This window comes from Sphingomonas alpina, assembly GCF_014490665.1.
Taxonomy (GTDB): domain Bacteria; phylum Pseudomonadota; class Alphaproteobacteria; order Sphingomonadales; family Sphingomonadaceae; genus Sphingomonas; species Sphingomonas alpina.
The window spans coordinates 5089361-5116250 of sequence record NZ_CP061038.1 but is presented as its reverse complement, the minus strand read 5'-3'; the positions used below and the strand labels follow the sequence as shown (position 1 = coordinate 5116250).

Annotated in this window: 21 protein-coding genes; 16 read left to right on the top strand and 5 right to left on the bottom strand. The window is 63.1% G+C overall.

What is annotated here, in order from left to right; genetic code table 11:
* The first annotated feature begins 50 nt into the window (after positions 1 to 50).
* From H3Z74_RS23930 to H3Z74_RS23885, 10 genes are all read left to right on the top strand, one after another.
* Positions 51 to 860 (top strand): undecaprenyl-diphosphate phosphatase, encoded by an 810-nt coding sequence (locus tag H3Z74_RS23930; protein WP_187761945.1) that lies wholly within the window; start codon positions 51 to 53, stop codon positions 858 to 860.
* 160 nt (positions 861 to 1020) lie between these two features.
* Positions 1021 to 2460: an NAD(P)-dependent oxidoreductase gene (locus tag H3Z74_RS23925; RefSeq protein ID WP_229726784.1), complete on the top strand. Its 1440-nt coding sequence runs from the start codon at positions 1021 to 1023 to the stop codon at positions 2458 to 2460.
* Positions 2457 to 3158 (top strand): DUF2059 domain-containing protein, encoded by a 702-nt coding sequence (locus H3Z74_RS23920; RefSeq protein ID WP_187761944.1) that lies wholly within the window; start codon positions 2457 to 2459, stop codon positions 3156 to 3158. Before H3Z74_RS23925 ends, H3Z74_RS23920 begins: the two co-directional genes overlap by 4 nt.
* Positions 3159 to 3187: 29 nt before the next feature.
* Entirely contained in the window at positions 3188 to 3802 is a 615-nt protein-coding gene (locus H3Z74_RS23915; protein WP_187761943.1) for a DUF2059 domain-containing protein, read from the top strand.
* A complete protein-coding gene (gene gltB, locus H3Z74_RS23910; RefSeq protein ID WP_187761942.1) occupies positions 3802 to 8331 on the top strand; it encodes a glutamate synthase large subunit in 4530 nt (1509 codons plus the stop codon). Before H3Z74_RS23915 ends, gltB begins: the two co-directional genes overlap by 1 nt.
* Before the next feature lie 67 nt (positions 8332 to 8398).
* A complete protein-coding gene (locus tag H3Z74_RS23905) occupies positions 8399 to 8842 on the top strand; it encodes a hypothetical protein (RefSeq protein ID WP_187761941.1) in 444 nt (147 codons plus the stop codon).
* Positions 8843 to 8887: 45 nt separating this feature from the next.
* Positions 8888 to 9565 carry a glutathione S-transferase family protein gene (locus H3Z74_RS23900; RefSeq protein ID WP_187761940.1) on the top strand — a complete coding sequence of 226 codons (678 nt, stop codon included), beginning with the start codon at positions 8888 to 8890 and terminating at the stop codon, positions 9563 to 9565.
* A complete protein-coding gene (locus H3Z74_RS23895; protein ID WP_187761939.1) occupies positions 9565 to 9936 on the top strand; it encodes a tRNA-binding protein in 372 nt (123 codons plus the stop codon). Before H3Z74_RS23900 ends, H3Z74_RS23895 begins: the two co-directional genes overlap by 1 nt.
* Positions 9937 to 10557: 621 nt before the next feature.
* The gene (locus tag H3Z74_RS23890) at positions 10558 to 11934 is read left to right on the top strand and encodes a DUF455 family protein (RefSeq protein WP_187761938.1); all 1377 of its coding nucleotides are present in this window, start codon (positions 10558 to 10560) and stop codon (positions 11932 to 11934) included.
* A gap of 124 nt (positions 11935 to 12058) precedes the next feature.
* Positions 12059 to 12979, top strand: a complete 921-nt coding sequence (locus H3Z74_RS23885; protein WP_187761937.1) for a radical SAM protein — start codon at positions 12059 to 12061, stop codon at positions 12977 to 12979.
* Between the two features lie 390 nt (positions 12980 to 13369).
* Here the strand turns inward: H3Z74_RS23885 and pepN are convergent, their stop codons facing one another.
* Complete coding sequence (pepN, locus tag H3Z74_RS23880) at positions 13370 to 15967, bottom strand: aminopeptidase N (RefSeq protein ID WP_187761936.1); 2598 nt, start codon at positions 15965 to 15967, stop codon at positions 13370 to 13372.
* 193 nt (positions 15968 to 16160) lie between these two features.
* Between pepN and H3Z74_RS23875 the strand changes: the two genes are divergently transcribed.
* The 3 genes from H3Z74_RS23875 (at position 16161) to H3Z74_RS23865 (ending at position 20173) form a co-directional block, all read left to right on the top strand.
* On the top strand, positions 16161 to 17867 hold the full coding sequence (locus tag H3Z74_RS23875; RefSeq protein ID WP_187761935.1) for a M28 family metallopeptidase: 1707 nt from the start codon (positions 16161 to 16163) through the stop codon (positions 17865 to 17867).
* Between the two features lie 182 nt (positions 17868 to 18049).
* Positions 18050 to 19336 (top strand): M48 family metallopeptidase, encoded by a 1287-nt coding sequence (locus H3Z74_RS23870; protein WP_229726783.1) that lies wholly within the window; start codon positions 18050 to 18052, stop codon positions 19334 to 19336.
* Positions 19337 to 20173, top strand: coding sequence for a Rossmann-fold NAD(P)-binding domain-containing protein (locus tag H3Z74_RS23865; protein WP_187761934.1), 837 nt, complete (start codon positions 19337 to 19339; stop codon positions 20171 to 20173).
* Here H3Z74_RS23865 and H3Z74_RS23860 read toward each other — a convergent pair.
* Together H3Z74_RS23860 and galE are read right to left on the bottom strand one after the other, a co-directional pair.
* Positions 20083 to 21012 (bottom strand): DMT family transporter, encoded by a 930-nt coding sequence (locus tag H3Z74_RS23860; RefSeq protein WP_187761933.1) that lies wholly within the window; start codon positions 21010 to 21012, stop codon positions 20083 to 20085. The genes H3Z74_RS23865 and H3Z74_RS23860 overlap by 91 nt on opposite strands.
* Positions 21009 to 22004, bottom strand: coding sequence for a UDP-glucose 4-epimerase GalE (galE, locus tag H3Z74_RS23855; RefSeq protein WP_187761932.1), 996 nt, complete (start codon positions 22002 to 22004; stop codon positions 21009 to 21011). The genes H3Z74_RS23860 and galE overlap by 4 nt, the downstream gene beginning before the upstream one ends.
* Positions 22005 to 22101: 97 nt before the next feature.
* Here galE and msrA point away from each other — a divergent pair, with 97 nt between their 5' ends.
* Both msrA and H3Z74_RS23845 read left to right on the top strand, forming a co-directional pair.
* The gene (gene msrA, locus H3Z74_RS23850) at positions 22102 to 22647 is read left to right on the top strand and encodes a peptide-methionine (S)-S-oxide reductase MsrA (protein ID WP_187761931.1); all 546 of its coding nucleotides are present in this window, start codon (positions 22102 to 22104) and stop codon (positions 22645 to 22647) included.
* A 70-nt stretch (positions 22648 to 22717) separates the two neighbouring features.
* The gene (locus H3Z74_RS23845) at positions 22718 to 23197 is read left to right on the top strand and encodes a hypothetical protein (protein WP_187761930.1); all 480 of its coding nucleotides are present in this window, start codon (positions 22718 to 22720) and stop codon (positions 23195 to 23197) included.
* Positions 23198 to 23326: 129 nt separating this feature from the next.
* Here H3Z74_RS23845 and aqpZ read toward each other — a convergent pair whose 3' ends face one another.
* Both aqpZ and H3Z74_RS23835 read right to left on the bottom strand, forming a co-directional pair.
* Positions 23327 to 24058 carry an aquaporin Z gene (gene aqpZ, locus H3Z74_RS23840; protein ID WP_187761929.1) on the bottom strand — a complete coding sequence of 244 codons (732 nt, stop codon included), beginning with the start codon at positions 24056 to 24058 and terminating at the stop codon, positions 23327 to 23329.
* Between the two features lie 64 nt (positions 24059 to 24122).
* On the bottom strand, positions 24123 to 25118 hold the full coding sequence (locus H3Z74_RS23835; RefSeq protein WP_187761928.1) for an L-threonylcarbamoyladenylate synthase: 996 nt from the start codon (positions 25116 to 25118) through the stop codon (positions 24123 to 24125).
* A gap of 50 nt (positions 25119 to 25168) precedes the next feature.
* Between H3Z74_RS23835 and H3Z74_RS23830 the strand changes: the two genes are divergently transcribed.
* Complete coding sequence (locus tag H3Z74_RS23830) at positions 25169 to 26890, top strand: acyl-CoA dehydrogenase (protein WP_187761927.1); 1722 nt, start codon at positions 25169 to 25171, stop codon at positions 26888 to 26890.

Below are 26890 nucleotides of genomic sequence, written 5' to 3'. Positions count from 1 at the left end.
CCGAATCACAGGAACATCGCGGCCGGTGCCGCACCAAAGGGGTATCCCGCGTGAACGACCTGATCATCATCATCCTGCTCGGCATCGTCGAGGGGGTGACCGAGTTCCTGCCCGTGTCTTCAACCGGCCATCTCATCCTGGCCGGGGCGTTGCTCGGCCTGCCCCAGGCCGATGCGACTTTCGACATCGTCATTCAGCTTGGCGCGATTCTGGCGGTCGTGGTCCTGTTCTGGGGCCGGTTCATGAAGGTAGCGCAGGGGTTGCTGGCACGCGATCCGGCGGCGATCCGTTTTACGCGCAACGTGCTGCTCGGCTTCCTGCCCTCTGCCGTGGTCGGCGCGATCGCCTATAAATCGATCAAGGCCGTACTGGAGGCACCGGTGATCGGGCCGATGGTGGTGGCGATCGCCCTGATCGTGGGCGGTGTGCTGATCCTGGTGATCGAACGGCTCGCCAAGACCATCAAGACCCGGTCAGTCGAGGATATGCCATGGCGCACCGCGCTGGTCATCGGCGTGGTGCAATGCCTGTCGATGATTCCCGGCGTCAGCCGCTCGGGCGCGACCATCATGGGCGCACTGACTCTTGGTGTGGATCGTGAGACGGCGGCTGAATACAGCTTCTTCCTCGCTATCCCGACGATGCTGGGGGCCACCACACTGGCGCTGTACAAGGGCCGATTCGAGCTGGGCAATGCCCATCTCACTGCGATTGCGATCGGCTTCGTGGTGTCTTTCCTGGTCGCGTTGGCAGTGATTCGCTGGTTCGTCAGCTTCGTCGGCAAGCACGGTTTTGCGCCCTTCGCCTGGTATCGCATCATAGCCGGCAGCATCGCCTTGATCGCGCTGCTGGCGCATTAATACCGATACGGCCATAAATTAGCAGACCAATGCACCAGAAAACAGTCACTTTCTCCATGTAGCCCCTTAATAGGTAAGCAAGACTTACCTAAAAGTCGATTTTGCCGTGACTTTGCCTGTTTCTGCGGCTAAGACGCGCCTCGTTAACCGAGCGAGGCCAATGACCGAAACCATGCTGAAATTCGTGGGAACGCCGCAGGCCTTTCCCGGCAAGCGCGCGCCCATGCTGCGCGCGGAGGATTTCCGCGAGATCGCCGACCGCTATGCGCCGCCCGCCGCCGAGGATCAGGCCGGGCGCTGCTCGCAATGCGGCGTGCCTTATTGTTCGGTACATTGCCCGTTGCACAATCATATCCCCGACTGGCTTCGCCTGACCGCCGAAGGTCGGCTGCGCGAAGCCTTTGAGCTGAGCAATTCGACCTCCACCATGCCCGAGATCTGCGGCCGGATCTGCCCGCAGGACCGGCTGTGCGAAGGCAATTGCGTGATCGAATTCTCCGGCCACGGCGCGGTGACGATCGGATCGGTCGAGAAGTTCATCACCGACACGGCCTGGGAGGAAGGCTGGGTCGAGCCGCTTGTGGTCGGCGCCCCGCGCGGACAATCGGTCGGTATCATCGGCGCCGGACCGGCCGGGCTCAGCGCGGCGGAATATCTGCGCGGCCATGGCTATGACGTACATGTCTATGATCGCTACGACCGCGCCGGGGGATTGCTGACCTATGGCATTCCCGGTTTCAAGCTGGAGAAGCATGTCGTCATGCGCCGCGTCGACCGGCTGAAGGAAGGCGGCATCGTCTTTCACGATAATTTCGAGGTCGGCCGCGATGCGAGCATGACCGAATTGCGTCAGCGCCACGACAGCGTACTGATCGCGACCGGCGTCTATCAACCGCGCGCGATCAAGGCGCCGGGCGTCGGCAGTGAGGGCGTGGTCGATGCGCTCGACTTCCTCACCGCGTCGAACCGCAAGGGCTTTGGCGATGCCGTGCCCGCTTTCGACGACGGATCGCTCGATGCGGCGGGCAAGCATGTCGTGGTGATCGGTGGCGGCGACACCGCGATGGATTGCGTGCGCACTGCGGTGCGCCAGGGCGCCGCATCGGTGAAGTGCCTCTATCGCCGCGACCGCGCCAACATGCCGGGGTCGCAACGCGAAGTGGCCAATGCCGAAGAGGAAGGCGTCGAATTCGTCTGGCTTTCCGCACCCGAAGCGTTCCTCTCGGGCGATCGGGTGACCGGCGTGAAGGCCAGCCGGGTGCGGCTCGGCGCTCCCGATGCGAGCGGCCGTCGCGCACCCGAGGTCGATCCCGATGGCGGCTTCGACGTGCCCGCCGATCTGGTGATCAAGGCGCTTGGCTTCGATGCCGAGGATCTGCCGCATCTGTTCGGCGCTCCCGAGCTCGGCGTCACGCGCTGGGGCACGGTGCTGGTCGATAACAAGACGCTGATGACCAGCCTCGACGGCGTGTTCGCGGCCGGCGACATTGTGCGCGGCGCAAGCCTTGTCGTGTGGGCGATCCGCGACGGGCGCGATGTGTCGGCAGCGATGCACAAATGGCTGAAGGCCAAGGCCGCGGGTGAGCGGAAAGCGGCATGACCGGCGCACCGAAATTCGCGCTGCTGCTGGCATTGACGACACCCGCCTCCCTGACCGCTCAAACGGCGCCGGTGGCGGGCCCAGTCCCCGCCCCCAGCACGTCAGCCCCTGCACCAATCGGGCCCCCTGATGCCGCACGGCTCGCCGCCGCACGGCCGGTGATCGAGCGCATCTGGCCGCTCGGCACCTATGAACGGCTGATGCGCACCACGATGGATCAGACGGTCGGCAACATGATGTCGGGCCTGTACGGCATGAAGATGGACGACATCGCCGCGACCATGCCTGATGATGACAAGGCAAAAGGCGCTGCGCTCAAGGGCAAGACCCTGGGTGAAGCGATGGTCGCCGACGACCCCCATTTCGAAGAGCGGATGCGCATCTCGATGCGCGTCATGGCGGACGAGATGTCGCGGATCATGACCGACGCCGAACCCGAGGTGCGCGAGGCGCTGACCAGATCCTATGCCCGCCGCTTCACCGTTGCCGAACTGGGCGATCTCGATCGCTTCTTCGCGACCCCGACCGGCACCGCCTATGCCCGCGATTCGATGTTGCTGATGATGGGTCCTGACATGATGCAGGCGATGCAGTCCTTTGCGCCACGCATGATGAAGGAAATGCCGGCGATGATGGCCAAGATCGAGGCCGCCACCAAGCACCTGCCGCCAGCGCCCAAGCGGAGCAAAAGCAAGTGACGATGACAGACTCAGCAGGAAGACTCCCCATGATCAGGACAGCGACGCTCGTCGTGCTGCTGGCATCAGCCGTCTCCGCACCTTTGGCCGCCCAGACCACGCCAGCGCCTACAGCACCGGCACCGGCACCGGCACCGGCGCAGGCGACCCCGGTCGATCCGGCGCGACTGACTGTGGCGCGTGCGCTGATGGATCAGATCATGCCGTCCGCGACACGCGACCAGATGATGCGATCGATGATGGCCGCAATGATGCAGAACATGACCCGGTCGTTCGCCCAGAATGCCGAACTCGCCGCCGCGATGGACAAGCAGCCGGGGGCGCGGGCAGTATTCGACCGCTTCATGGAACGGCAGATGGCAAGGAGCACCGAGGAACTGATCGCCAATCTGCCGGGCATGCTCGATGCGATGGCACGCGCATATGCCCGCCGCTTCACGCTCGCGCAGTTGAACGACATGGCGACCTTTTTCGCGACGCCGACGGGTCAGGTCTATCTGGCGCAGGCACCGACGATCATGGCTGATCCCGATGTCGGCGTGTGGATGAATGGCCTGATGACGCGATCGATGCAACGCATGCCCGACGAAGTGGCCAAGCTGAAGGCAGAGATCGAAGCGCTGGACAAAAAGGGGCGCCACTGATGAACAGCCAGATCGCCAATCAGGCCGAACGCGACCGCCTTGCCCGTGACGGCATGTACCGGCCCGAGTTCGAAGGCGACGCCTGCGGCGTCGGGCTGGTCGCGGCCACCGACGGCAGCGCCTCACGGCGCGTGGTACAGTCGGCGATCGATGCGCTGAAGGCGGTGTGGCACCGCGGCGCGGTCGATGCCGATGGCAAGACCGGCGACGGGGCCGGCCTGCATGTCGATCTGCCGCTCAAATTCTTCGATGATGCCGTCGTCGCATCGGGGCACAAGGTGCAGCCGAACCGGCTGGCGGTCGGCATGATCTTCCTGCCGCGCACCGATCTCGGCGCGCAGGAAGCCTGCCGCACGATCGTCGAGAGCGTGATCATCGAGGAAGGCTATTCGATCTATGGCTGGCGCCAGGTGCCGGTCGATGTGTCGGTGATCGGGCAAAAGGCGCAAGCCACGCGGCCCGAGATCGAGCAGATCATGATCGCCGGCCCCCTGCCCGATGAGGCGAGCGCCGCCGAGTTCGAGAAGAATCTCTATCTCGTCCGCCGCCGGATCGAAAAGCGCGTCATCGCCGCGCAGATCCAGGGCTTTTATATCTGTTCGCTGTCGTGCCGCTCGATCATCTACAAGGGGCTGTTCCTCGCGGAATCGCTGTCGGTCTTCTATCCCGACCTGCAGGACCAGCGCTTCGAGAGCCGGGTAGCGATCTTCCATCAGCGTTATTCGACCAACACCTTCCCGCAATGGTGGCTGGCGCAGCCGTTCCGCTGCCTCGCGCATAATGGCGAGATCAACACGATCCGCGGCAACAAGAACTGGATGCTGAGCCACGAGATCCGCATGGCAAGCCTCGCGTTCGGCGACAATTCCGAGGACATCAAACCGGTCATCCCGGCCGGTGCATCCGATACCGCAGCACTCGACGCGGTGTTCGAGGCAATCTGTCGTTCGGGTCGCGACGCGCCGACCGCCAAGTTGATGCTCGTACCCGAGGCATGGCTGGGCAAGGACGAGATGCCTCGCGCGCATCTCGACATGTACAAATATCTCGCCAGCGTGATGGAGCCGTGGGACGGCCCCGCCGCACTTGCCATGACCGATGGCCGCTGGGCGGTTGCCGGCATGGATCGCAACGCACTGCGGCCGCTGCGCTACACCCGTACCTCCGACGGGCTGCTGATCGTTGGTTCCGAGAGCGGCATGGTCGTGGTGCCTGAATCGACCATCATCGAGAAGGGCCGGCTCGGCCCGGGCCAGATGATCGCGATCGATCTCGACAAGGGTGAACTGCTCAAGGACCGTGAGGTCAAGGACCGGCTGGCAGCCGAGGCCGATTACGGCGCGATGATCGGCAATTTCACCGCGATCGACGATCTCCCCGCTCCGCCCGCCGATGCGACGGCTCGCTTCAGCCGCGCCGATCTGATCCGGCGCCAGGTCGCCGCCGGCCAGACCCTGGAGGATATGGAGCTGATCCTGTCGCCCATGGTCGAGGGCGCGAAGGAAGCGATCGGGTCGATGGGTGACGATACGCCGCTCGCGGTGATCTCGGACAAGCCGCGGCTGATCAGCCAGTTCTTCCGGCAGAATTTCAGCCAGGTGACCAATCCGCCGATCGATAGCTTACGCGAGCGCCATGTCATGTCGCTCAAGACCCGCTTCGGTAACCTCGCCAACATCCTCGACACCGAGGATCGGCGCGACGGCGTGCTCGTGCTTGAATCGCCGGTGCTGACCGGCACTGACTGGGCGCGTCTCAAAGCCTATTTCGGATCGGCAGTGGCGGAGATCGACTGCACCTTCGAGGCGAGCGGCAAGCCCGAACATCTGCGCGCAGCGATCGCACGGATTCGTGCGGAAGCCGAACAAGCGGTGCGCGAGGGCAAAAGCGAACTGTTCCTGTCAGACATGAACATCGGCCCCGACCGAGTCGGCATCGCCGGCGTGCTGGCGGCAGCGGCAGTACATACGCATCTCGTGCGCAAAGGGCTGCGCTCCTATGCCAGCGTCAACATCCAGACCGCCGAATGCCTCGACACGCATTATTATGCGGTGCTGATCGGCGTCGGCGCGACCACGGTGCACGCCTATCTGACCGAGGCATCGATCGTTGACCGGCACGAACGTGGCCTGTTCGGCGACCTCAGTCTCGAGGATTGCTTCAAGCGGCATCGCAAGGCGATCGATGAGGGGCTCCTCAAGATCATGTCGAAGATGGGGATCGCGGTGATCTCCAGCTATCGCGGCGGCTATAATTTCGAAGCGGTGGGTCTTAGCCGGGCGCTGGTCAACGACCTGTTTCCCGGCATGCCGGCGAAGATTTCGGGTGAAGGCTATGCCTCGCTGTTCGTCAATGCGACGGAGCGGCATGAGGCGGCCTATGATCCCGCCGTCGCGACGCTCCCGATCGGCGGCTTTTATCGCCAGCGGCATACCGGCGAGGCGCATGCCTATTCGGCGCAGCTGATGCACTTGCTGCAATCGGCGGTCGGCAACGACAGCTATTCGACCTATCTGCAATTCTCGCGTGGGGTCGAGGCACTGCCGCCCATCTATCTGCGCGATCTGCTGCAGTTCAATTTCCCCGACGAAGGCGTGGCCGTCGACCAGGTCGAGGCGATCACCGAGATCCGCAAGCGTTTCGTCACGCCGGGCATGAGCCTTGGCGCGCTTGGGCCGGAGGCGCATGAGACGCTGGCCATCGCAATGAACCGGATCGGCGCCAAGGCAGTGTCGGGCGAAGGCGGCGAGGACAAGGCGCGCTACACGCCCTATGCGAATGGCGACAATGCGAACTCGGGCGTCAAGCAGATCGCCTCGGGCCGGTTCGGCGTCACCGCCGAATATCTCGGCGCGTGCGAAGAGATCGAGATCAAGGTCGCGCAGGGCGCCAAGCCTGGCGAGGGCGGGCAGCTGCCCGGTTTCAAGGTGACCGAGTTTATCGCCAAGCTGCGCCATGCGACACCGGGCGTGACATTGATCTCGCCGCCGCCGCACCATGACATCTATTCGATCGAGGATCTGGCGCAGCTGATCTACGACCTGAAGCAGATCAATCCACGTGCGCGCGTCTGCGTGAAGCTGGTCAGCTCGGCCGGGATCGGCACCGTGGCAGCCGGCGTGGCCAAGGCGCATGCCGATGTCATTCTCGTCTCCGGCCATGTCGGCGGCACCGGCGCGAGTCCGCAGACCAGCATCAAATATGCCGGCACGCCGTGGGAAATGGGGCTGAGCGAAGTCAACCAGACGCTGACGCTCAATGGCCTGCGCGGGCGGATCAAGCTCAGGACCGATGGCGGACTGAAGACGGGCCGTGACGTGGTGATCGCCGCGATCCTCGGCGCCGAGGAATTCGGCATCGGCACGCTCAGCCTCGTCGCGATGGGCTGCATCATGGTGCGGCAGTGCCATTCCAACACCTGCCCGGTCGGTGTGTGCGTGCAGGACGAGCGCCTCCGCGCGAAGTTCACCGGCACACCGGAAAAGGTCATCAACCTGATGACCTTCATCGCCGAGGAAGTGCGCGACATCCTCGCCCGGCTCGGCTTCCGCAGCCTGGACGAGGTGATCGGCCGCACCGAATTGCTGCGCCAGACCAGCCGTGGTGCCGAACATCTCGACGATCTTGATCTCAACCCGATCCTCGCCAAGGTCGATGCGCCCGACGATCAGCGCCGCTTCTCGCTGACCAGCTTCCGCAACGAAGTGCCGGACAGCCTCGATGCGCAGATGATCAAGGACGCGGCAGCGGTGTTCTCGCGCGGTGAGAAGATGCAGCTGACCTATTCGGTGCGCAACACGCACCGCGCGGTCGGCACGCGCCTGTCGAGCGAAATCACTGCCAAGTTCGGCATGTCGACGCTCGCCGACGGGCATGTCCATGTCCGGCTGCGCGGCTCGGCCGGCCAGTCATTGGGTGCATTCCTGTGCAAGGGCGTGACGCTGGAGGTGTTCGGCGACGCCAACGACTATGTCGGCAAGGGCCTGTCGGGCGGCAAGATCGTCGTCCGGCCGGTGGTCAGCTCGCCTTTGGTCAGCCAGCAGAACACGATCATCGGCAACACCGTCCTCTACGGCGCGACCTCGGGCAGCCTGCTCGCGGCGGGCCAGGCGGGCGAGCGTTTCGCGGTGCGCAATTCGGGCGCGACCGTGGTGGTCGAAGGCTGCGGCGCCAATGGCTGCGAGTATATGACCGGCGGCGTGGCGGTCGTGCTCGGCGCGGTCGGCACCAATTTCGGCGCCGGCATGACCGGCGGCATGGCGTTCATCTATGACGAGGACGGCAGCTTCGCACGCCGCGCCAATCCGGAAAGCATCACCTGGCAGCGACTATCGTCGATGCATTGGGAATCGGTGCTGCTCAATCTGGTCCGCGCGCATCATGCCGCAACCGATTCCAAATGGTCGGGCAGCCTGCTCGACGATTGGGGCCGGGTGGTCGACCGCTTCTGGCAGGTCGTGCCGAAGGAAATGCTCACCCGACTGAGCCATCCGCTCGACGACAGCGTGGAGATGGTCGCGGCGGAATAGGTCGGGGTCGCGTTCAATCGCCCGCTATGCTATGGATATCGCTGGTATTCGAGTCGACGGTGCTCCGATGAGACTGACCCTGTTGCTTTCCCTGGGCCTTGCCATGACCACCCCGGTCATGGCGCAGGATCGCGTCCCGGATACGGAGCGTTCGGCGGACAAGCTGGCGCGCACTCTGTCGGATCCCGCGGTTCAGGACGGGATCGCTGGGATCATCGGCGACCTGGCGAACGCAATCCTCGACACGCGGGTCGGTCCGCTCGCACGCTATACCGATCCGCAAGACGATGTGCGGTCGGACGATACCTTGGGTACACTGGTCAGGCGCGACGATCCCGCATTCGATCGTGACCTCCATGACCAGACCCGCAATGCCGTTGCCGCTGCTGGAACGGTGGCTGGCGATGCCGCGACGATGAGCGGCGAGTTGCGCGCCACCGCCAACCGCTTGCGCCGCGTGCTCAAATCCGCCCGCGATGGCGAGAAAGCCCGATCTTCGCACGACAACTGACGTCAAGCGCTGGACGTCCCTGCGCCTCGCGTTAAGTAGGCAGGGATGTGGCAACTCCATCAATTCCCTCTATGTCCTTTTTCACGCAAGGTCCGGCTTCTGCTCGGCGAAAAGGGCGTCGGTTACGATCTCGTGCGCGAATCGCCATGGGAGCGACGTGACGAATTCCTCGACATGAACCCCGCCGGCCAAGTGCCGGTGATGATCGATCCGGCACGGAAAATCCTGCTGATGGATTCGATGGCAATCTGCGAATATCTCGAGGAAACGGTCGAGAAGTCGGCGATGATCAATGGCACGGCGGTCAATCGCGCCGAAATCCGCCGGCTGGTCGCCTGGTTCGACACGCAATTCTTCGCCGATATCACCGCACCGCTGCTCCGCGAACGGATGGAGAAGCGGCTGGTGACCAAGGAATCGCCCGATTCCAAGGTGCTGCGCGAGGCAATGAAGGCGGCAGTGCGTCACCTCGATTATACCGATTATCTGCTCGACCATCACAACTGGATGGCAGGATCGACGATGAGCCTCGCCGACCTGGCGGCGGCGGCACAGATTTCGGTGACAGATTATCTCGGCGGGATCGACTGGAAGAATCATGAACAGACCGCGCGCTGGTATCGCGGGCTGAAGAGCCGTCCGAGCTTCCGACCCCTGCTGTCGGAGCGGATGGAGGGGATCACCCCGCCCAAACATTATGACGATGTGGACTTCGATCTCTGATGCACGCGACGCATGACCCGGCGGCGGCGGCCGCGCCGACGATCGGCTTCGACGATTTCCTGGCCGTCGATATCCGCATCGGCACGATCGTCGAGGCGCTGCCTTTTCCCGAGGCGCGCAAGCCGGCCTACAAGCTGGCGATCGATTTCGGTCCGACGATCGGGATCAGGCGGTCCTCGGCGCAGATTACCGAACACTACACGCTGGAGGAGCTGCCCGGACGCCAGGTCGCGGCGGTGGTCAATTTCCCGGCACGCCAGATCGGCCCGATGATGTCCGAAGTGCTGACGCTGGGCTTTCCCGATGCCGAGGGGAAAGTCGTATTGTTCAGCCCGAGCGTGGTGGTGCCGAATGGCGGGCGGCTTTTCTAGGGCAGGACAATCTCTGATTGGGCCGCCGCTGTCAGCGTGTCGCCCCTGTTATCCCCTGTTTTCGACAATGTATTTTTCTGCCCCTGTTATGTTGGATTCGGCTGCCGGATTACGCGTTTGTTTTCAGCAGCATGGCTGGCCCAGCCCCTGTTATGAGAACAGCGGCGGAACAGGGGCAATAACAGGGGCCGTTGCGATCAAAACAGGGCGATGATCGCCCGGCGTTTCGCGGCCATGTCAAAGAGCAGGGCAAGCACGCTTCGCTCGGTTTGCCCAACCGCCAACATGCAGCATCATGCAACGCCATTGAATCGCCGTTAACGACAGGGCCGCGAGGAGACGCGGGCAGGAAACATGGGGCACCAGATATGTCCCATATCCCCCTGCCCGTACCCGGACGGAAGCTCTATAGTAATAACATTATATCTTTTCCCATTCATCAAATTGTCTTAAATTTCATTCCGATTCCGTTTCGAAAACTTGCACCCATTCCACGACGCTTGACAATATAGTTGAATCACAAATAATGTGTCGATCTATGATATAGATTACCTCAGTACACTGATTCATCACATAATGTCTTTCTAATGAAACAAATCATTTGAGAGGTGAGTCAAGCGCATGTTGAATGATCGAAAATCTACTTCCTGCGCACCAGAAGATTCCCCTTCTTTGCTGGGCAGAGATGATTTGATTCGAACCGAAACGCCTCAATCCGGTATACTTGCCGGCATTGCGCAAACGCGATCCTTCGTTGAAAGACAAAGGACATTATCTGGATACGTATACGCTCTGATCAGGGTGATTGAACATTCAAGCGCCTGGGTCGGGTCGACGCAGAACATAGACTTCAAGATCGCGCTTGGTCAGCTCATCGGTCATTGTGGTGAAGAAGTTGCCAATCTTCATTACAGACTCAAGACACTCCTGACCAAGGATGTGACTCCGATTGCGACGGATGAATATGAGCGCTGGCTGGCGAGCGCGGCTACGCTGCACGATGTCCGGAGCCAGGCTGCGTTTCTTTCCGGAACACTGAGTGGTCTTTGCCGGCATTTGGCATGGTATATGTCCAATACGGACCCAATTGGTGATCAGCCTACCGTCATACTCCTTCGTGGGACAGAAATTTCCCTCAATCACCAGATTGCCATCATCTCCTCCTTCGCCGCCGATTGGCAGGATATTGCGTTCCCGGCACCCGTCACGGCCACAAATTCGCACAGCTATCTCGGAACCGAGGCGGTGCCGCCCCTGGTCGATCAGCCAGGCCGACCTGAAACCTGGCAATATTCCGAACAGCAAATCATCAAACCGATGAGCCATCAGAACTATGACCATCTCATCGAGCTTGGCGAACATATGCAACGCTGGCTCCATCAGGTGGGGATCGACGTAGAAATCAACGCAATGGAGATTTGCGGGCGGAACATTGTCGAATTCCGCGACATGCCGATCGAGTTCAAACTGGATATGGCACGCCAGGTCTGGGATGAAACGCGTCACGCCCAAATGATGCGCCGCCACCTTAAAGAACTCGGCAGTGATTTCGGAGATTATACCTACTGCAACAAGGTATGGTCAAAATATATGCTGGGCTCCACTTTGGCAGAACGCCTGGCGATCGAACAAGTTCTCCAGGAAGGTCATGCGCTCGAAGCGAATATCCCCTTCGGTGAGGCGATGAATGACGCCGGCATCCTCCACATTGCGGAGATGATCGATTATGTCGACGCCGACGAACTCAGGCATGCGTATTTCGGCTGCAAATGGCTGATCCATATTCATGACGGTTCGGACACGGCTTATCTCGACACGGTGCGGGACATGGCCATCAGGCTGGACATGCCGCTGGCGCCGCGTGGCCCACTCCAGGCGGAGCTACGGAAAGTTGCCGGCTATCCGGATGCGTTCATCGATCTTCTGGCGATGGCAAGCAGCAAGCCTCCGCAAGCGACAAGCAGCGACGCCAATGGAACAGCATTGGCTCAAAGATGAGGGCGATGAAAGGTCGACCATATCACGTGGACGACAACCATCTCCTCACATCACGTCACACTGAAACAATATAACCAGTCCGAGGCAGATCGTGTCCGATAAACCGATAAGTCAGCTGAGTTTGATGCCGGCCCCGCTTGGTGGGGCGATTTCGGACAGGCTTTTACTGGATGAGAAGACGATATTCGGTCATCCGCCACTGGAAGCGCTGTGCATCGTTTTCGCCCGCTGCAACATGGCGTGCCCAAGCTGTTGCCGGGGCAGTCAGCATGAGGATCCCGAGACAAAACTGACGGTAGGCGCGCGCTCTTTCTCCTTCGATCACGTCGTCCGCGAAATCGAGACGGAAATGCAGGCGGCAGGGGCGTATCCGGGAATCAAGAAAATACCCTATTTGACGGGAGGCGATCCCTCCACCTTCATCCGCGAGAGCGTGGCATTAGCGAAGTATTTTGCCGATCTCGGCGTCAAGATCGGTTTCGCTCATAATGGATTTTCTGCGAAATTCGCACGGGCCATCGCACCGTACAGTCAATATGCCGCGATCGATATCAAAGCATCCAGACCTCACGAATTTGAATACACTACAGGGGTAAAAAGCAGCCTTTTTTCAAAATACATGCAGGAAGTGACCCAGGTTTTGCGAATCCTCGCATCGCACGATGTTTTCACCGAAGTTCGATATCCCATTTTCGATTTCACCCAGGAAAGCGATATGGACGAGGTTGCAGCCATGGCTTCGGGAGAGATGGGGAGTAACTCGATATTACTCTATCGAATTTATCTGCCGAGCAACGAACAGACATTCGTTCCGAGAACATGGTCCGAAATTACCGAGATCGCCAACCGGATCAGCGCACGTCATCCATCCATCAAAATAGGATGCCTGGAGGGGTTCAGCCTGAACAGGAAATTCGCCCTGTATGCCAAGGGCGACCTGATCGACACTCTGGGCCTCAAAGGCGTTCATGACTTCTCGTCGATCGCCCATAACCGGGGCAAATTTCTCCGCCTTGAAGCCAAGGACCGATTGGCAATGGTATGACATCGGCTCTGAATATCCGGGTGTCAGGTCCGAAATTTGGTTTAGATGTATCAGCCGATTGGCTTGTCCTGCCACTGATCCCGGGGTTTCGCTAAAAGCTGCCGGGGATCGACACCACTCGTACCAGTCAATCGAAAAACCGAACCGGGGGCAGCAATCCTGCACCCATCAGTCGTTCGGAACTCATCGAAGCAGCATCAAACGCTTTCCAGCAATTCGCTCGCTCCGGCCCGGATATCTGGGCTTCACAGGCGCATGCCGCGGTCGCGTCGCGCTGCAACGCAGCCTGCTGATGTTTCGGCGGGGCGGGGCGTGGCAGCCAGCGACCAGAAAGGTCGCAGCGATAGCAAGCAAGCGGCGCAACCTAAGTGGGATGATCGATCAGATTCACTATCCCGCCAGGCTTCGCGACGCCTGTTCGAACATATCCTTCGACAGCCCCGGCGTCGCGACGATCCGCTCCAGTTCCGCCCGCATCATCGCCGCACGCGCTTCATCGAAGCGGCGCCAGCGGCCAAGTGGCGGGATCAGCTTGGCGGCGGTCTGCGGGTTGAGCTTGTCCAGCGCGATCAACTGATCGGCGACGAAGCGATAGCCTTCGCCCGACGCCTGATTGAACGCGCGCTGGTTGACGCTGAACGCCCCGACCAAGGCGCGGGCGCGGTTCGGATTGGCGAGCGTGAAGTCGCGGTGGCGCGCCAGTTCGGTGACCATCGCCAGCGTATCATCGCGTGCCGAGAGCGCCTGGGTCGAGAACCATTTGTCGAGTACCAGCGCATTGTCGCTGTAGCGATTGTAGAAGATGTCGAGCGCCGCGATCCGCTCCGGCGCATTGCCGCTGACCAATGTGGTCAGTGCGCCTTGCCGGTCGGTCATATTGTCCGCCGCCTCGAACTGGCCAAAGGCCAGGCTCGCCGCATCGACCGCACCGCTTGCCGCGATATAGCCGAGCGCGACTGTCTTCAGGCGGCGCTGCCCCTTGGCCGAGGGGGAATATTCGAACTTGGCGGCGCGCGCGCCGTCATAGGCCGCACGCCACTGTGCCTCGAGCGCTCGGCCGAGATCGCGGCGCAATGCCTCGCGCGCGCGGAAGATCGCTTCGGGATCGACCAGCGCCATCTGATCGCCGATAAAGCTGTCGGACGGCAACAGTACGGCTTCGGCAATGAAGGCCGAATCGAGATGTGGGTCCTGCAGCGTATTGGCGACCGCCGCGATCACCGCAGCATGGTCAGCCTGCCCATGTTTCGCACCCTCGACCAGCGTATCGAGCATCAGTTGCTGCATCGCTTCGTAGCGCGCAAAGGGATCGTCGTCATGCGCCGAGAGAAAGGCGAGATCGGCGGCCGAGCGGTCGGTCTCGACGATCACCGGCGCGGAAAAGCCGCGATTGATCGACAGGACCGGGCGTTCGGTGACGGTCTCGAAGCTGATCTGCTCTTCCGCATCCGACAGCAGGATGAGCTGTTCCGATCCGATCGGCTGTGCGGTCTCGGCACCGAACAGCTTGAGCTTGAGGGGCAGGACCATAGGCTTCTTGTCGGGCTGGCCGGGCGTCGGCGGCATGCGTTGCGCGAGCTTCAGCACCGCGCGGCCGCTTCCGGGTTCATGAGTCAGCGAGGCGGAGACGCGCGGCGTGCCAGCCTGTGAATACCATAGCCGGAACTGGGTCAGGTCGATGCCGCCGCCCTCTTCCATGCATGCCACGAAATCCTCGCAGGTCGCCGCCGTACCGTCGAAGCGGTCGAAATAGAGATCGGTCGCGGCGCGGAATTGCTTCGGGCCGAGCATCGTCGCCATCATGCGGATGACCTCGGCACCCTTGTTGTAGATCGTGGCCGTGTAGAAATTGGAGATTTCGAGATAGGCGTCGGGACGGATCGCATGCGCCAGCGGACCCGAATCCTCCGGGAACTGCGCGGCGCGAAGGCCGCGCACATCCTCGATCCGCTTGACCGCCGCCGATCCCTGATCGGCTGAGAAGCTCTGATCGCGAAAGACGGTGAAGCCTTCCTTCAGCGAGAGCTGAAACCAGTCGCGGCAGGTAACCCGGTTGCCCGACCAGTTGTGGAAATATTCATGCGCAACGACCGCGGCGATCGCGTCGAAATCATAATCGGTCGCGGTTTCCGCATCGGCCAGAATGTAGCGCGAATTGAAGATATTGAGGCCTTTATTCTCCATCGCGCCGAAATTGAAATCATCGACCGCAACGATGTTGAACACGTCGAGATCATATTCGCGGCCATAGACGTCCTCGTCCCACTTCATCGAGGTCTTGAGCGCCTCGATCGCGTGCGCGGTCTTGGGCAGGTCGGCGGGACGCACCCAGATGCCCAGCGCGACCTGGCGGCCCGAACGCGTGATGAAGGTCGCGCGGTTGGCGACCAGATCGCCAGCGACCATCGCGAAGAGATAGCAAGGCTTGGGATAAGGATCGTGCCACTCGGCCCAGTGCCGCCCGTCGCCCAGATCGCCCGCACCGACCGGATCGCCATTGGCGAGCAACACCGGGAAGCGCGCCTTGTCCGCCGCCATGCGTACCTTGTAACGGGTCAGGACATCGGGCCGGTCGGGGAAGAAGGTGATGCGACGGAACCCTTCCGCCTCGCACTGAGTGCACAGATTGCCGCCAGAGGCATAGAGGCCCATCAACTGGGTATTGCGGTCGGGCGCGATCTCGACCTCGGTTTCGATCACATGTGCGGACCCCGATAGCGGGATCACCAGCGCATCCTCCTCGATCCGCCAGTCGTTGATCGCGACGCCGTCAACCTTTACCGACAAGGGCGTCTGCCCGGCGCCGTCGAGCACCAGCGGCCGATCATGTGCGCTGGTCCGCACCACGTTGAGCGTCGCATTGACCCGCGTCGAAGCCGGGTCGAGATCGAGATCGAGCGCGATTTCGGGTACCTGCCAGTCGGGCGGGCGATAATCCTCACGGCGGGTGACGGCGGGATGGGCGGTGGCGGTCTGAACGTCTAACATCGATGCCGATCTACAGGACGTAGCAAGGGCTGCACCACAGAAATCTCTCATTTTCGTGCGATCGTCGAAAATCTCACACTCACGTGCCGGGACGTTGAGCACGAGCGGCAGGCCACTGAAATCTCACACTCTTGCGTGACGGTGCAGCAATGCTAGTCCGCGGAGCACACATATTGCCGAGAAGGACCGGGGCATGTTTCGAGTAATCGGCGTGGTAGCGCTGGCTGGCCTGGCCGGAGCGACAATTGCCCAGGCCGCGCCAGTCCCCCAAACCGCGCCGGCGCCAACGCCGACACCCGCGCCCGCCAAGCGGAGCGCCGCCGCGATCAACGCGATCGTCAACGCGGTGCTGCCCGACGATCAGGCGGCAATGAAAGCGCATGTCATGTTCCTCGCCTCCGACGCGATGCGCGGGCGTGAGGCGGGAAGCCCGGAATTCGACATCGCGGCGCAATATGTCGCGGCGCAATTCTATGCCGCCGGCCTGCGGCCGGCCGGCCAGGATGGCGGCTATATCCAGAAAGTGCCGCTGACCACCTACAAGGCGGCCGACAAAGGCAATTTCGTGCTGTCCAAGGCCGGCGCACCGCCCCAGGCGCTGGTGTTCGGGGAGGATTATACGCCGGGCGCCAATCCGGGCCGGCGCGAAACGGCGATCGACGCGCCGGTGGTATTCGTCGGTTATGGCATCGTCGCGCCGCATGTGAAGCGCGACGATTATGCCGGTGTCGATGTGCGGGGCAAGATCGTCGCCTATTTCGGCGGCGCGCCGAACAGCCTGCAAAGCGAGGAGCGCGCGCATTTCGCCAGCCCCGCGACCAAGGCGGTGATCGCGGCCGATCATGGCGCTGTCGGTACGATCATACTCGACCGGCCGGGCCTGGCGCGCGGGCGCAGCTTCGCCACTCAGGCGCGCGACTGGGACGAGGCGCGCACGACCTGGGCCAATCCCGACGGCACCGGCGAAAACGCCGGCGCCCCGGGCCTTGGCACGATCAGCGCGGCGGGCGCGGCCAAGCTGTTCGCCGGGGCGAAGGTCAAGTGGGAGGACATGCTCAAACAGGCCAACAACAGCGAAACCAGGTTCAAGGCAGTCGAACTGCCCGGCACGCTGACCGTTGCGCTGAAGACCAGCTTCGAGCCGGAATCGAGCGCCAATGTCGCCGGGATCATTCCGGGGACGGACCCGAAGGTCGGCAAGGAAATCGTCATCCTGTCCGCACATCTCGATCATATCGGCGTGGGCAAGCCCGATGCGACCGGTGACACGATCAACAATGGCGCGGAGGACAATGCGGTCGGCATCGCCTCGCTGATCGAGGAAGCGAAGCGTTTCAAGGCGAGCGGCAAGCCGCCGCGCCGCACCATCATGTTCCTTGCCGTCACTGCCGAGGAAAAGGGCCTGGTCGGCTCCGATTATTTCGCAAAACACCCGACCGTGGCGAAGGAAGCCATCGTCGCCGACGTCAATCTCGATATGCCGCTGCTCACCTATCGCTTCGAGGATATGGTGGTGTTCGGCGCCGACCGCTCGACGCTCGGCCCGATCGTCAGCAAGGCGGTCGCCGGAGTCGGCGTGACCATGTCGCCCGATCCCGATCCGTCCCAGGCGATCTTCGTGCGCTCCGACCATTACCGCTTCGTGCAGCAGGGTATTCCCTCGGTCTTTCTGTGGCCCGGCCAGGCTGGCGCGGGCAAGGCGGCCTGGGCCAAATTCTTCGCCGACAATTACCATCAACCCTCGGACGAGATATCACTGCCGATCGACTGGGCGCAGGGCATCCGCTTCGTTGACGCGAACTATGCGATCGCGCGCGAGATCGCTGATGGCGACGACCGGCCACGCTGGAACAAGGGCGATTTCTTCGGCCTGCTCTACAAGGGATATGGCGCGCGATAGGGACTGCCTTCGTCTCTGCTCGTTTCGCATGAACAGACGCGCGGGAAAATAGCTCTACCTTCGTCATGCCGGACTTGCTCCGGGATCCACGGTGCCGCACTACCGCAGGCTCAGGCTTTCATGGCACGGTGGATGCCGGAACAAGTCCAGGGTGACGGCTTGTGCAAATTGGGGGAGCAACGATGCGCAAGGCAATCATCTGGAGCGGCATCGCGTTCGCCGCCGCCATGCTACCTGCCATAGCCCATGCCGCCAATCCCGGCTTTGACGTCGATCAGGCGACGCGCGCCTATCTCGATGTGCTGCAGGGTCCCGCACGCGCCAAGTCCGACGCGTATTTCGAAGGCGGCTATTGGCTGACATTATGGTCGGCGCTGGTCGCCATCGCCTCCTATCTCGCGCTTCTCCCGACCGGCCTGTCGGCGCGGTTCCGCGACTGGTCGGAACGGCTGGTCAAACGGCGTTGGCTCCAGACCGCACTTTACGCCGTGCCCTTCACGCTTGTCAGCACGTTGATCGCGCTGCCCTGGACGATCTACACCGGCTATTTCCGCGAGAAGCAGTACGGACTGATGAACCAGTCCTTCATCGCCTGGTTCGGCGAACAGGCGATCGGCCTGGCGATCGGCATCCTCATCAACATGGCCCTGCTGACCGCGCTGTTCGCCGTGATCCGCCGCTTTCGCCGGACCTGGTGGATCTGGGGCGCGGGCACGATGATCGTCTTCGCCCTGTTCGGCGCGCTGATCGGTCCGGTGTTCATCGCGCCGTTGTTCAACAAATATACCGAGCTGCCGAACGGGCCGGTCCGCGACCGGATCGTCGCGATGGCCAGGTCGAACAATATCCCCGCCGAACATGTCTATCTGTTCGATGCGTCGAAACAGACCAAGCGCATCTCGGCCAATGTCTCGGGCCTGGGACCGACGATCCGCATCTCGCTTAACGACAATCTGCTCAATCGCACGGCGCCGGACGAGATCGCCGCGGTGATGGGACATGAGATGGGCCATTATGTGCTCAATCATGTGACCAAGATGATCGCGATGTTCGCGGTGATCCTGCTGATCCTGTTCGGCATCGTCTATCGCGCCGGCCCGGCGATGATCCGGCGCCATGGCGCACGCTGGCAGGTGCGCGGCATTGCCGATCCTGCCGCGACGCCGGTCCTCGCGTTGATGGCGGCGGTGGCGGCGCTGGTGCTGACCCCTGTCCTCAACACGATCATCCGGGTGAACGAAAGCGAGGCCGACGCCTTTGGCCTGAACGTCGCGCGCGAGCCCGACGGCTTCGCCAAGATCGCGATGCGGCTGTCGGAATATCGCAAGATCGAACCCGGCCCGATCGAGGAAGCCTTGTTCTTCGACCACCCCTCGGGGGCGACACGCGTGCGCATGTCGATGCAGTGGAAGAAGGATCATGTTCCCGGCGCGGCGATGGTCAAGCCGGACCTGAAGCTCGACCAGTAAATGCCGTCGCTGCTGATCTTCGGGCTCGGCTATACGGCGGGCCGGCTTGCGGATCGGCTGCGCGGTGAAGGATGGCGAGTGACCGGCACGTCGCGGGACCGGCGCGCGGACACGATTCCGTTGACCGACCCCGCGAGCGTGCTGCCCGAGATCGCCGCCGCCAGCCATATCCTGTCGTCCGTCCCGCCGGAGGAGGATGCCGATCCGGTGCTGGCCGCCTATCGCGACGCGCTGGCAGGCTCTCCAGCATGGCTTGGCTATCTCTCCTCGACCGGCGTCTATGGCGATGCGGCCAGCGGCTGGGTCGATGAAAGCGCGCCGATCGTCGGCCGGCGCGCCGCCCGCTCGGTGGCAGACGGGCGCTGGCTGGAGCTTGGCGCGCGTGTATTTCGGCTGCCCGGCATCTACGGCCCCGGTCGCTCGGCACTCGAGCGCGTGGCAGAAGGTCGCGCGCACCGTGTCGATCTGCCCGATCAGGTCTTCAGCCGGGTGCATGTCGACGACATTGTCAACGGCGTGGTCGCTGCGCTCGCTGCGCCGCCGGGCGCATATAATCTCGCCGACGACATGCCGTGCGGGCAGGATGAGGTCATGACATTCGCGGCGCGTCTGCTCGGCCGCCCCGCCCCGCCGCTGGTCGATCTCGCCACGCTCTCACCGGCGGCGCGCGCCTTTTATGCCGAGAACCGGCGGGTCGCGAACGGCAAGGCGAAACGGGTACTCGGCTGGCGCCCGATTTATCCCGATTACCGGTTCGGCCTGCGCGCCCTGAGTGCGATGACCAGCCCGATCATCGCCAGCACCGCGCCCGCGCCGGCAAGCAGCGACCAGCGATAGCCCTCGAAGATCGTCGACAGCAGCATCGCGATGACCGGCACGATCACCCCCGAATAGGCCGCCTTGGCCGGGCCGATCACCCTGAGCACGTTGAAATAGAGCGTGAACGCGACCGCTGAGGCCATCACGCCGAGATAGAGCAGGCCAAGGATATAGGTAGGGCGCGCATCGAACACCGGCGGCCCGGTCAGAATCCAGGCAAGCAGCGCGTCGATCGCGGCGCCGATCAGCATCGCCGCGCCGAGCATCGTCATCATGGGGTAGCGTTTGGCGGTCTGGGTTCCCTGCATGATGTTGGCAGTCGAGGCGGACAACACGCCGCAAAGCGTGATGCCGATGCCGGCCAGCGCAGCGTGCGTGCCGGAGGCGCCCGACCGCGCTTCATGGAGGAACAGCAAGGCGATGCCCGCGATCGCCACTCCAGAACCGACAAGCAATTGCCCGCCCATCCGCTGGCCAAGGAAGATCCGGGCGAACAGCGCGTTGGGCACCAGCATCAGCGCGAACACCACCGAAACCAGACCGGAGGTGACATAGCCTTCCGCGCGGTAGACGAAATTGAAGTTCAGGCAGAATTGCGTCAGCCCCAGCGCCGCTGCAAAGGCCCAGCCGCGCGCATCGAGCCGCAGCGGTTCGCGTCGGTACACGGCACAGGCCAGCATCACGCAGCCGGCGATGAGAAAGCGATACGTGACCGACCAGCTCGGCGGCACGACCCCAAGCTGACCTTTGATCACCAGCCAGGTCGACCCCCAGATCAAGGTGACGATGGTGAAGGGAATCAGAACTGCGAGCCGTGCCGATCGCGGTGTCTCGGTCCCGATCCGTGCACCACTCATTGCCGCTCGGCCAGCTTGCGCTCCCAGGCCAGCGCATCGCCGACGATCGTGTCGAGATCGTCGCGCTGCGGCGTCCAGTCGAGCGTTGCCAGGATCGCCTTGTTATCGGAGATCAATGCCGCCGGGTCGCCGACGCGGCGCCCCTCGATGCGGCGCTCGATCGTACGATTGGTGACCCGGTCGACCGCGTCGAGCACCTGCATGACCGAGAAGCCATGGCCATAGCCGGCGTTGAGGATGTGGCTCTTCGCCGGATCGGCGATCAGCAGGTCGAGCGCGGCGACATGCGCCGCGGCAAGGTCGCTGACATGGATATAGTCGCGCACCCCGGTCCCGTCGGGCGTATCGAAATCATTGCCGAACACCGCCACTGAGGAGCGTTTGCCGGTTGCAGCCTCGACTGCGACCTTGATCAGATGGGTCGCGCCGGCAGTGGATTGCCCGCTGCGGCCCTGCGGATCGGCACCGGCGACGTTGAAATAGCGCAGCGCCGCATAGTTGACCGGGTGCGCCGCCGCGACATCGCGCAGCATTGCCTCGGTCATCAGCTTCGACATGCCGTACGGATTGATCGGCACGGTCGGGCTGTTCTCGGACACCGTCTCCGTCGCCGGCGTGCCATAGGTCGCGGCGGTCGAGGAAAAGATGAAATGCGGCACGCCCTCCGCGACCGCGCTTTCCAGCAGCGACCGGCTGGCCACCGTATTGTTGCGATAATATTTGAGCGGATCGCTGACCGATTCCGGCACCACCACCGAGCCGGCGAAATGCATGATCGCCCTGACGTGATGGCCGCGAATCGCGGCGCGCACGCGGCCATCATCCTCGATATTCGCCTCGATCAGGGTCGCGCGACTATCGACCGCCCACGCGAAGCCGGTGACGAGGTTGTCGACCACCACGACCTGGTACCCGGCATCGAGCAACGCCAGCACCGCATGGCTGCCGATATAGCCCGCTCCACCCGTCACCAGCACCGTCATGTCGCGCATCGTCTTGACCTCGCTTCGTTCGCGTGTCCGCCTATCAGCGCGGATTGCCTCACGCCACCGCGATCCTATCTTAGTGAGACAAAACGAGGAGCTTATCATGGCAAGCGAAGTGGCTACGCTGGCGGGCGGGTGTTTCTGGTGCACCGAAGCGGTGTTCAATGACGTGATCGGCGTGGAAAAGGTCGAGAGCGGCTATATCGGCGGGACCGTGCCCAACCCGACCTATCGCCAGGTCTGCGGCGGGGATACCGGCCATGCCGAGGCGATCCGCGTGACCTTCGATACCGATCAGGTCAGCTATGGGGACCTGCTCGACATGTTCTTCGCGACGCATGATCCGACGCAGCTCAACCGCCAGGGCAACGATGTCGGCACACAGTACCGCTCGGCGATCTTCCCGCATTCGCCCGAACAGGAGACCGAAGCCCGCGCGGCGATGGCGCGCGCCGCGATCGACGTCAGCGGCCCGATCGTGACGACGATCGAACCGCTGACCGACTGGTATCCGGCGGAGGACTACCACCAGGAATATTGGCAGGGCGAAGGACAGCGTAATCCCTATTGCCAAGCCGTGATCCCGCCCAAGCTGAAGAAGCTCCGGAAGAGCTTCGCCGCGCGGATCAAGGCGGCGGAGACGGCCTGACTATGGCGGATTCGGGGGCGGGGTACGGGGGGCGGATTGAGGCAACCGCAAACCGTGAAAGATCAGTCACATGATCGAAATGCCGGGGGACTGGAAACGGACAGGTGCGGTAGGGTTCATCCTTGGGCTGGCAATCTGTCCCTCAGCAGGAGCGGCGCGGGAAGTTGAATACAAGCCGACCTCGATAGAGCTTGGCATTGCCCTGACCCTCGACCGCTTTCGTGATGGTTGCGCAGAGCCAGGCGAGGGTGGCTGCCCGCCAATCAACATTGATCGCGTGCTGACGCGCCGTGAGCACTGCAGGCCTGCGCGACAACGGGCAACGGCCAGCCATCATGCGATCAAGCCGATCTACACGGTAAGGTGCCATTTCCAGTCGATCGTGCTCAGCGGTTATCGAAATCAGCCGCCCTCCCATTGGCGGTCTGATCAGGCAACCCTATCCCTTTTCCCGGGTCCGGAAGCATGCCAGGCTGATCGGTCTCCACTGAACCCGACCGATCAAGCGATGACTGGCTTTTGTCAGCCCGACTGGCAGGTCGAGAAGTAGCTCGACCGTCAGCTGCGCGGACAACAGGGCATTCTACTCCCGCTCAATGGCAGGTGCTTCGACAAAAAGCCCGGCGATCGGGCCGGGCTTCCGTCGGGCAATCGAGCCTGCTTTGCAAACGCTACGCGCTTAAAGCGCCTCGCCTTCGATCGGCGGCTTGGGCTTCGCATCGGCACCGAGCGCCTTGTAGACAAGCCCGCCAAGGATGCCGCCGGCAATCGGCGCGACCCAGAACCAGACCAGCTGGGTCAGCGCCCAGCCACCGACGATCAGCGCCGGACCGGTGCTGCGCGCCGGGTTCACCGAGGTGTTGGTGATCGGGATGCTGATCAGATGGATCAGGGTCAGCGCGAGGCCGATCGCGATCGGCGCGAAGCCGGCCGGTGCGCGCGTGTCGGTCGAGCCCATGATCACGAGCAGGAAGAAGAAGGTCAGCACGACCTCCGCAATCAGGCCGGCCTGAAGCGAATAATGGCCGGGCGAATGATCGGCGAGACCATTGGCGGCGAGACCGTTGGCCGCGAGCGAATAATCGGGATTGCCGCTGGCGATGACGAACAACAGGCCCGCCGCGACGACTGCGCCGAGTACCTGGGCGATGACGTAGAGCGGGATATCCTTCGCGGCGAAACGCCCACCGGCCCACAGGCCGATGGTCACCGCCGGGTTAAGGTGGCAGCCCGAGATATGGCCGATGGAATAGGCCATGGTCAGCACGGTCAGACCAAAGGCAAGCGAGACGCCCGCCAGCCCGATGCCCACCTCCGGAAAGGCAGCGGCGAACACCGCGCTGCCGCAACCGCCAAAGACGAGCCAGAATGTACCGAGAAACTCCGCGAGTCCGCGTTGCGTATTGGTCATGTTGCTCTCCCCTTATATCTTGCGCGGAAGAAGATGACCTATCGTTGCGACTTCGTAAAGATGCTCAATCGCGGTGTGCCGCACGGCGCAATCGGTCATTGATTGCAATACCGAGACTATCGTGCGGGATCGGCGCGACCGCGATCCGCGGGCGGTCATTTGCATCCGCACGGTGGAGCAAATCGAACAGCCGCGCTGCGGCTTCGCCAAGATCACCGCTCTCCGACAGGGTTTCGTCACCGGCGATCGCTCCGAAGCCGATCAGCCACTCGCCTTGATTTGCGGACGTGGCGTTGAGGCGGAGCGGCTTGCTGGGCGCGTAGTGGCTTTCAAGCTGACCGGGCGCGGTCACTGGCGGCTTCCCCGGCGAAGACCGGGGTCCAGTAACGGCGGACGGTGGAGCTGGCCCCCGGCCTTCGCCGGGAAAGAGATCATGAAGAGCGTCCTCGGTGATTGGCCCCGGCCGCAGGATCCGCAGCCCGCCCGCTATGCCCACGATCGTCGATTCCAGCCCTGCCTCGGTCGCACCATCGTCAATGACCAGCGGAATTCGCCCGCCAAGGCTGGCCACGACATGCGTCGCGCGGGTCGGGCTGATCCCGCCGCTCGCATTGGCGGACGGCGCAGCGAGCGGCTTGCCCGTCGCGGCGAGCAGCGCGCGCATCGCGCGGTGCGCAGGCATGCGGATCGCGATGGTCGACAGGCCGGCCGTGACCAGCGACGCGACCGGCGCATCCCTGGCGAGCGGCAGGACCAGGGTCAGCGGGCCGGGCCAGAACGCCTCGGCCAGCCGCAGCGCCATATCGTCGAACACCGCCAACTGCTGCGCCGCGGCCAGATCGAGCACATGCACGATCAGCGGATTGAAGCTCGGTCGGCCCTTGGCGGCGTAGATCGCGGCGACCGCGCGCGCGTCGGTCGCGTCGGCGGCAAGGCCGTATACCGTCTCCGTCGGGACGGCGACGATTCCGCCCGCCGCGATCAGCTGCGACGCCTCGGCGATCGCGTCAGCGCCATAGTGCAGGACGCGAGTCGTCATCGTTGGGCTTGGAACGGTCATCGGGCGCGCTATAGCCGCAGGAAGCCTGAGAGATAAGAGGACCTGCCCCCGTGTTCACGCCAGCCACCGCAGACCAGCGTTTCGTGCTCGATCATATCGTCGGCATCGGCGAGCTGGCGGAAAGCGAACGCTTCGCCGCTGCCTCGTCCGATGTGGTCGACGCGGTGCTCGACGGCGTCGGTCAGCTGGCGGAGGGCGAATGGGCGCCGCTCAACCGCGCAGGCGATACGGTCGGCGCGAAATGGACGCCCGAAGGCGTGGTCATGCCCGACGGGTTCGTGAAGGCCTATCACGACTATGTCGAGGGCGGCTGGGGCACAATCGGCGTGGCGGAGGAGTTTGGCGGCCAGGGCCTGCCCTTCGCGATCCAGACCGCAGTGCTCGACACGCTGGGCGGCGCCAATATGAGCTTCGCGCTTGCACCGACCCTGACCGTCGGGGCGATCGAGGCGCTGGCGCATCACGGCTCGCCCGAACAGCAGGCGCTGTATCTGCCGCATCTCGCGACCGGCGAATGGACCGGCACGATGAACCTGACCGAGCCGCAGGCCGGATCCGATGTCGGCGCATTGCGCAGCAGCGCGAAGCCGCTCGGCGACGGCAAATGGTCGATCAAGGGCACCAAGATCTTCATTTCGTTCGGCGATCACGACATGGCGCCGAACATCGTCCACCTCGTCCTCGCCCGCACGCCCGACGCGCCGGCCGGAACCAAGGGCATCTCGCTTTTCCTGGTGCCGAAATACCGGCTGAACGCGGACGGCACGCCGGGCGACTTCAACGATGTCCGGGTGGTGTCGATCGAACACAAGATGGGCCTGCATGGTTCGCCGACCTGCGTGCTGAGCTTCGGCGACAATGACGATTGCATCGGCGAGCTGATCGGCGGCGAATTTGGCGGCATCCGCGCGATGTTCACGATGATGAACAATGCGCGGCTCAATGTCGGGCTGCAGGGCGTGCAGATCGCCGAGCGCGCGACCCAGACCGCGGTCGGCTATGCCCGCGAGCGGATCCAGTCGGCCCGGGCAGGTTCCACCAGCCGCGAGTCGGTCGCGATCATCGAGCATCCCGATGTCCGCCGCATGCTGCTGCGCATGAAGGCGCAGACCCAGGCGGCTCGTGCTTTGGTCTATCTCGCAGCAGCACAGGTCGATCGTGCCGCGCTCGGCGAGGCCGGCGCGCAGGACCGGCTCGAGATCCTCACGCCTTTGGCCAAGGCACATGGCACCGATATCGGCTGCGAGGTCACCTCGCTCGGCATCCAGGTCCATGGCGGCATGGGCTATATCGAGGAGACCGGCGCAGCGCAGCTGTTCCGCGAGGCGCGCATCACCCCGATCTATGAAGGCACCAACGGCATCCAGGCCGCCGATCTGGTCGGGCGCAAGCTCGGCCTCGCTAATGGAGCTGTATTCGCGCAACTGATCGCCGATATGCGCGCCGAGGCGGAGGATCAGGGGCTGATCACGCTGATCGACACCTGCGAGGAGATTGGCCGCGGCCTGATGACGCTCGACGCGGATGACAAACTCGCCGCGAGCTATCCCTTCCTGACCATGCTCTCGACCGCGGTATGCGGCTGGCTGATGGAGCGGCAGGGCCGGATCGCAGCGACGTCGGATGGCGACCCTGCCTTCCTGGCGATGAAGACGGCCGCGGCGCGATTCTATGTCGCGCAGATCGTGCCGGAAGCGATGGGGCTGAAGGCAGCGGCGACGGCGAAGGCGGATGTCCTGTATTCGATCCCGGCGGAAACCTTCGCGGCCTAA

Bases quoted from the DNA above. Each gene is read 5' to 3' on its own strand.
- H3Z74_RS23870 (WP_229726783.1), top strand. From the start codon at position 18,050: ATGCGCAAGGCAATCATCTGGAGCGGCATCGCGTTCGCCGCCGCCATG.
- H3Z74_RS23835 (WP_187761928.1), bottom strand. From the start codon at position 25,118: ATGACCGTTCCAAGCCCAACGATGACGACTCGCGTCCTGCACTATGGC.
- pepN (WP_187761936.1), bottom strand. From the start codon at position 15,967: ATGTTAGACGTTCAGACCGCCACCGCCCATCCCGCCGTCACCCGCCGT.
- H3Z74_RS23865 (WP_187761934.1), top strand. From the start codon at position 19,337: ATGCCGTCGCTGCTGATCTTCGGGCTCGGCTATACGGCGGGCCGGCTT.
- H3Z74_RS23895 (WP_187761939.1), top strand. From the start codon at position 9,565: ATGCACGCGACGCATGACCCGGCGGCGGCGGCCGCGCCGACGATCGGC.
- msrA (WP_187761931.1), top strand. From the start codon at position 22,102: ATGGCAAGCGAAGTGGCTACGCTGGCGGGCGGGTGTTTCTGGTGCACC.
- galE (WP_187761932.1), bottom strand. From the start codon at position 22,004: ATGCGCGACATGACGGTGCTGGTGACGGGTGGAGCGGGCTATATCGGC.
- H3Z74_RS23885 (WP_187761937.1), top strand. From the start codon at position 12,059: ATGCCGGCCCCGCTTGGTGGGGCGATTTCGGACAGGCTTTTACTGGAT.
- H3Z74_RS23845 (WP_187761930.1), top strand. From the start codon at position 22,718: ATGATCGAAATGCCGGGGGACTGGAAACGGACAGGTGCGGTAGGGTTC.
- H3Z74_RS23900 (WP_187761940.1), top strand. From the start codon at position 8,888: ATGTGGCAACTCCATCAATTCCCTCTATGTCCTTTTTCACGCAAGGTC.
- H3Z74_RS23890 (WP_187761938.1), top strand. From the start codon at position 10,558: ATGTTGAATGATCGAAAATCTACTTCCTGCGCACCAGAAGATTCCCCT.
- H3Z74_RS23915 (WP_187761943.1), top strand. From the start codon at position 3,188: ATGATCAGGACAGCGACGCTCGTCGTGCTGCTGGCATCAGCCGTCTCC.
- H3Z74_RS23860 (WP_187761933.1), bottom strand. From the start codon at position 21,012: ATGAGTGGTGCACGGATCGGGACCGAGACACCGCGATCGGCACGGCTC.
- H3Z74_RS23920 (WP_187761944.1), top strand. From the start codon at position 2,457: ATGACCGGCGCACCGAAATTCGCGCTGCTGCTGGCATTGACGACACCC.
- aqpZ (WP_187761929.1), bottom strand. From the start codon at position 24,058: ATGACCAATACGCAACGCGGACTCGCGGAGTTTCTCGGTACATTCTGG.
- H3Z74_RS23905 (WP_187761941.1), top strand. From the start codon at position 8,399: ATGAGACTGACCCTGTTGCTTTCCCTGGGCCTTGCCATGACCACCCCG.
- gltB (WP_187761942.1), top strand. From the start codon at position 3,802: ATGAACAGCCAGATCGCCAATCAGGCCGAACGCGACCGCCTTGCCCGT.
- H3Z74_RS23925 (WP_229726784.1), top strand. From the start codon at position 1,021: ATGACCGAAACCATGCTGAAATTCGTGGGAACGCCGCAGGCCTTTCCC.
- H3Z74_RS23875 (WP_187761935.1), top strand. From the start codon at position 16,161: ATGTTTCGAGTAATCGGCGTGGTAGCGCTGGCTGGCCTGGCCGGAGCG.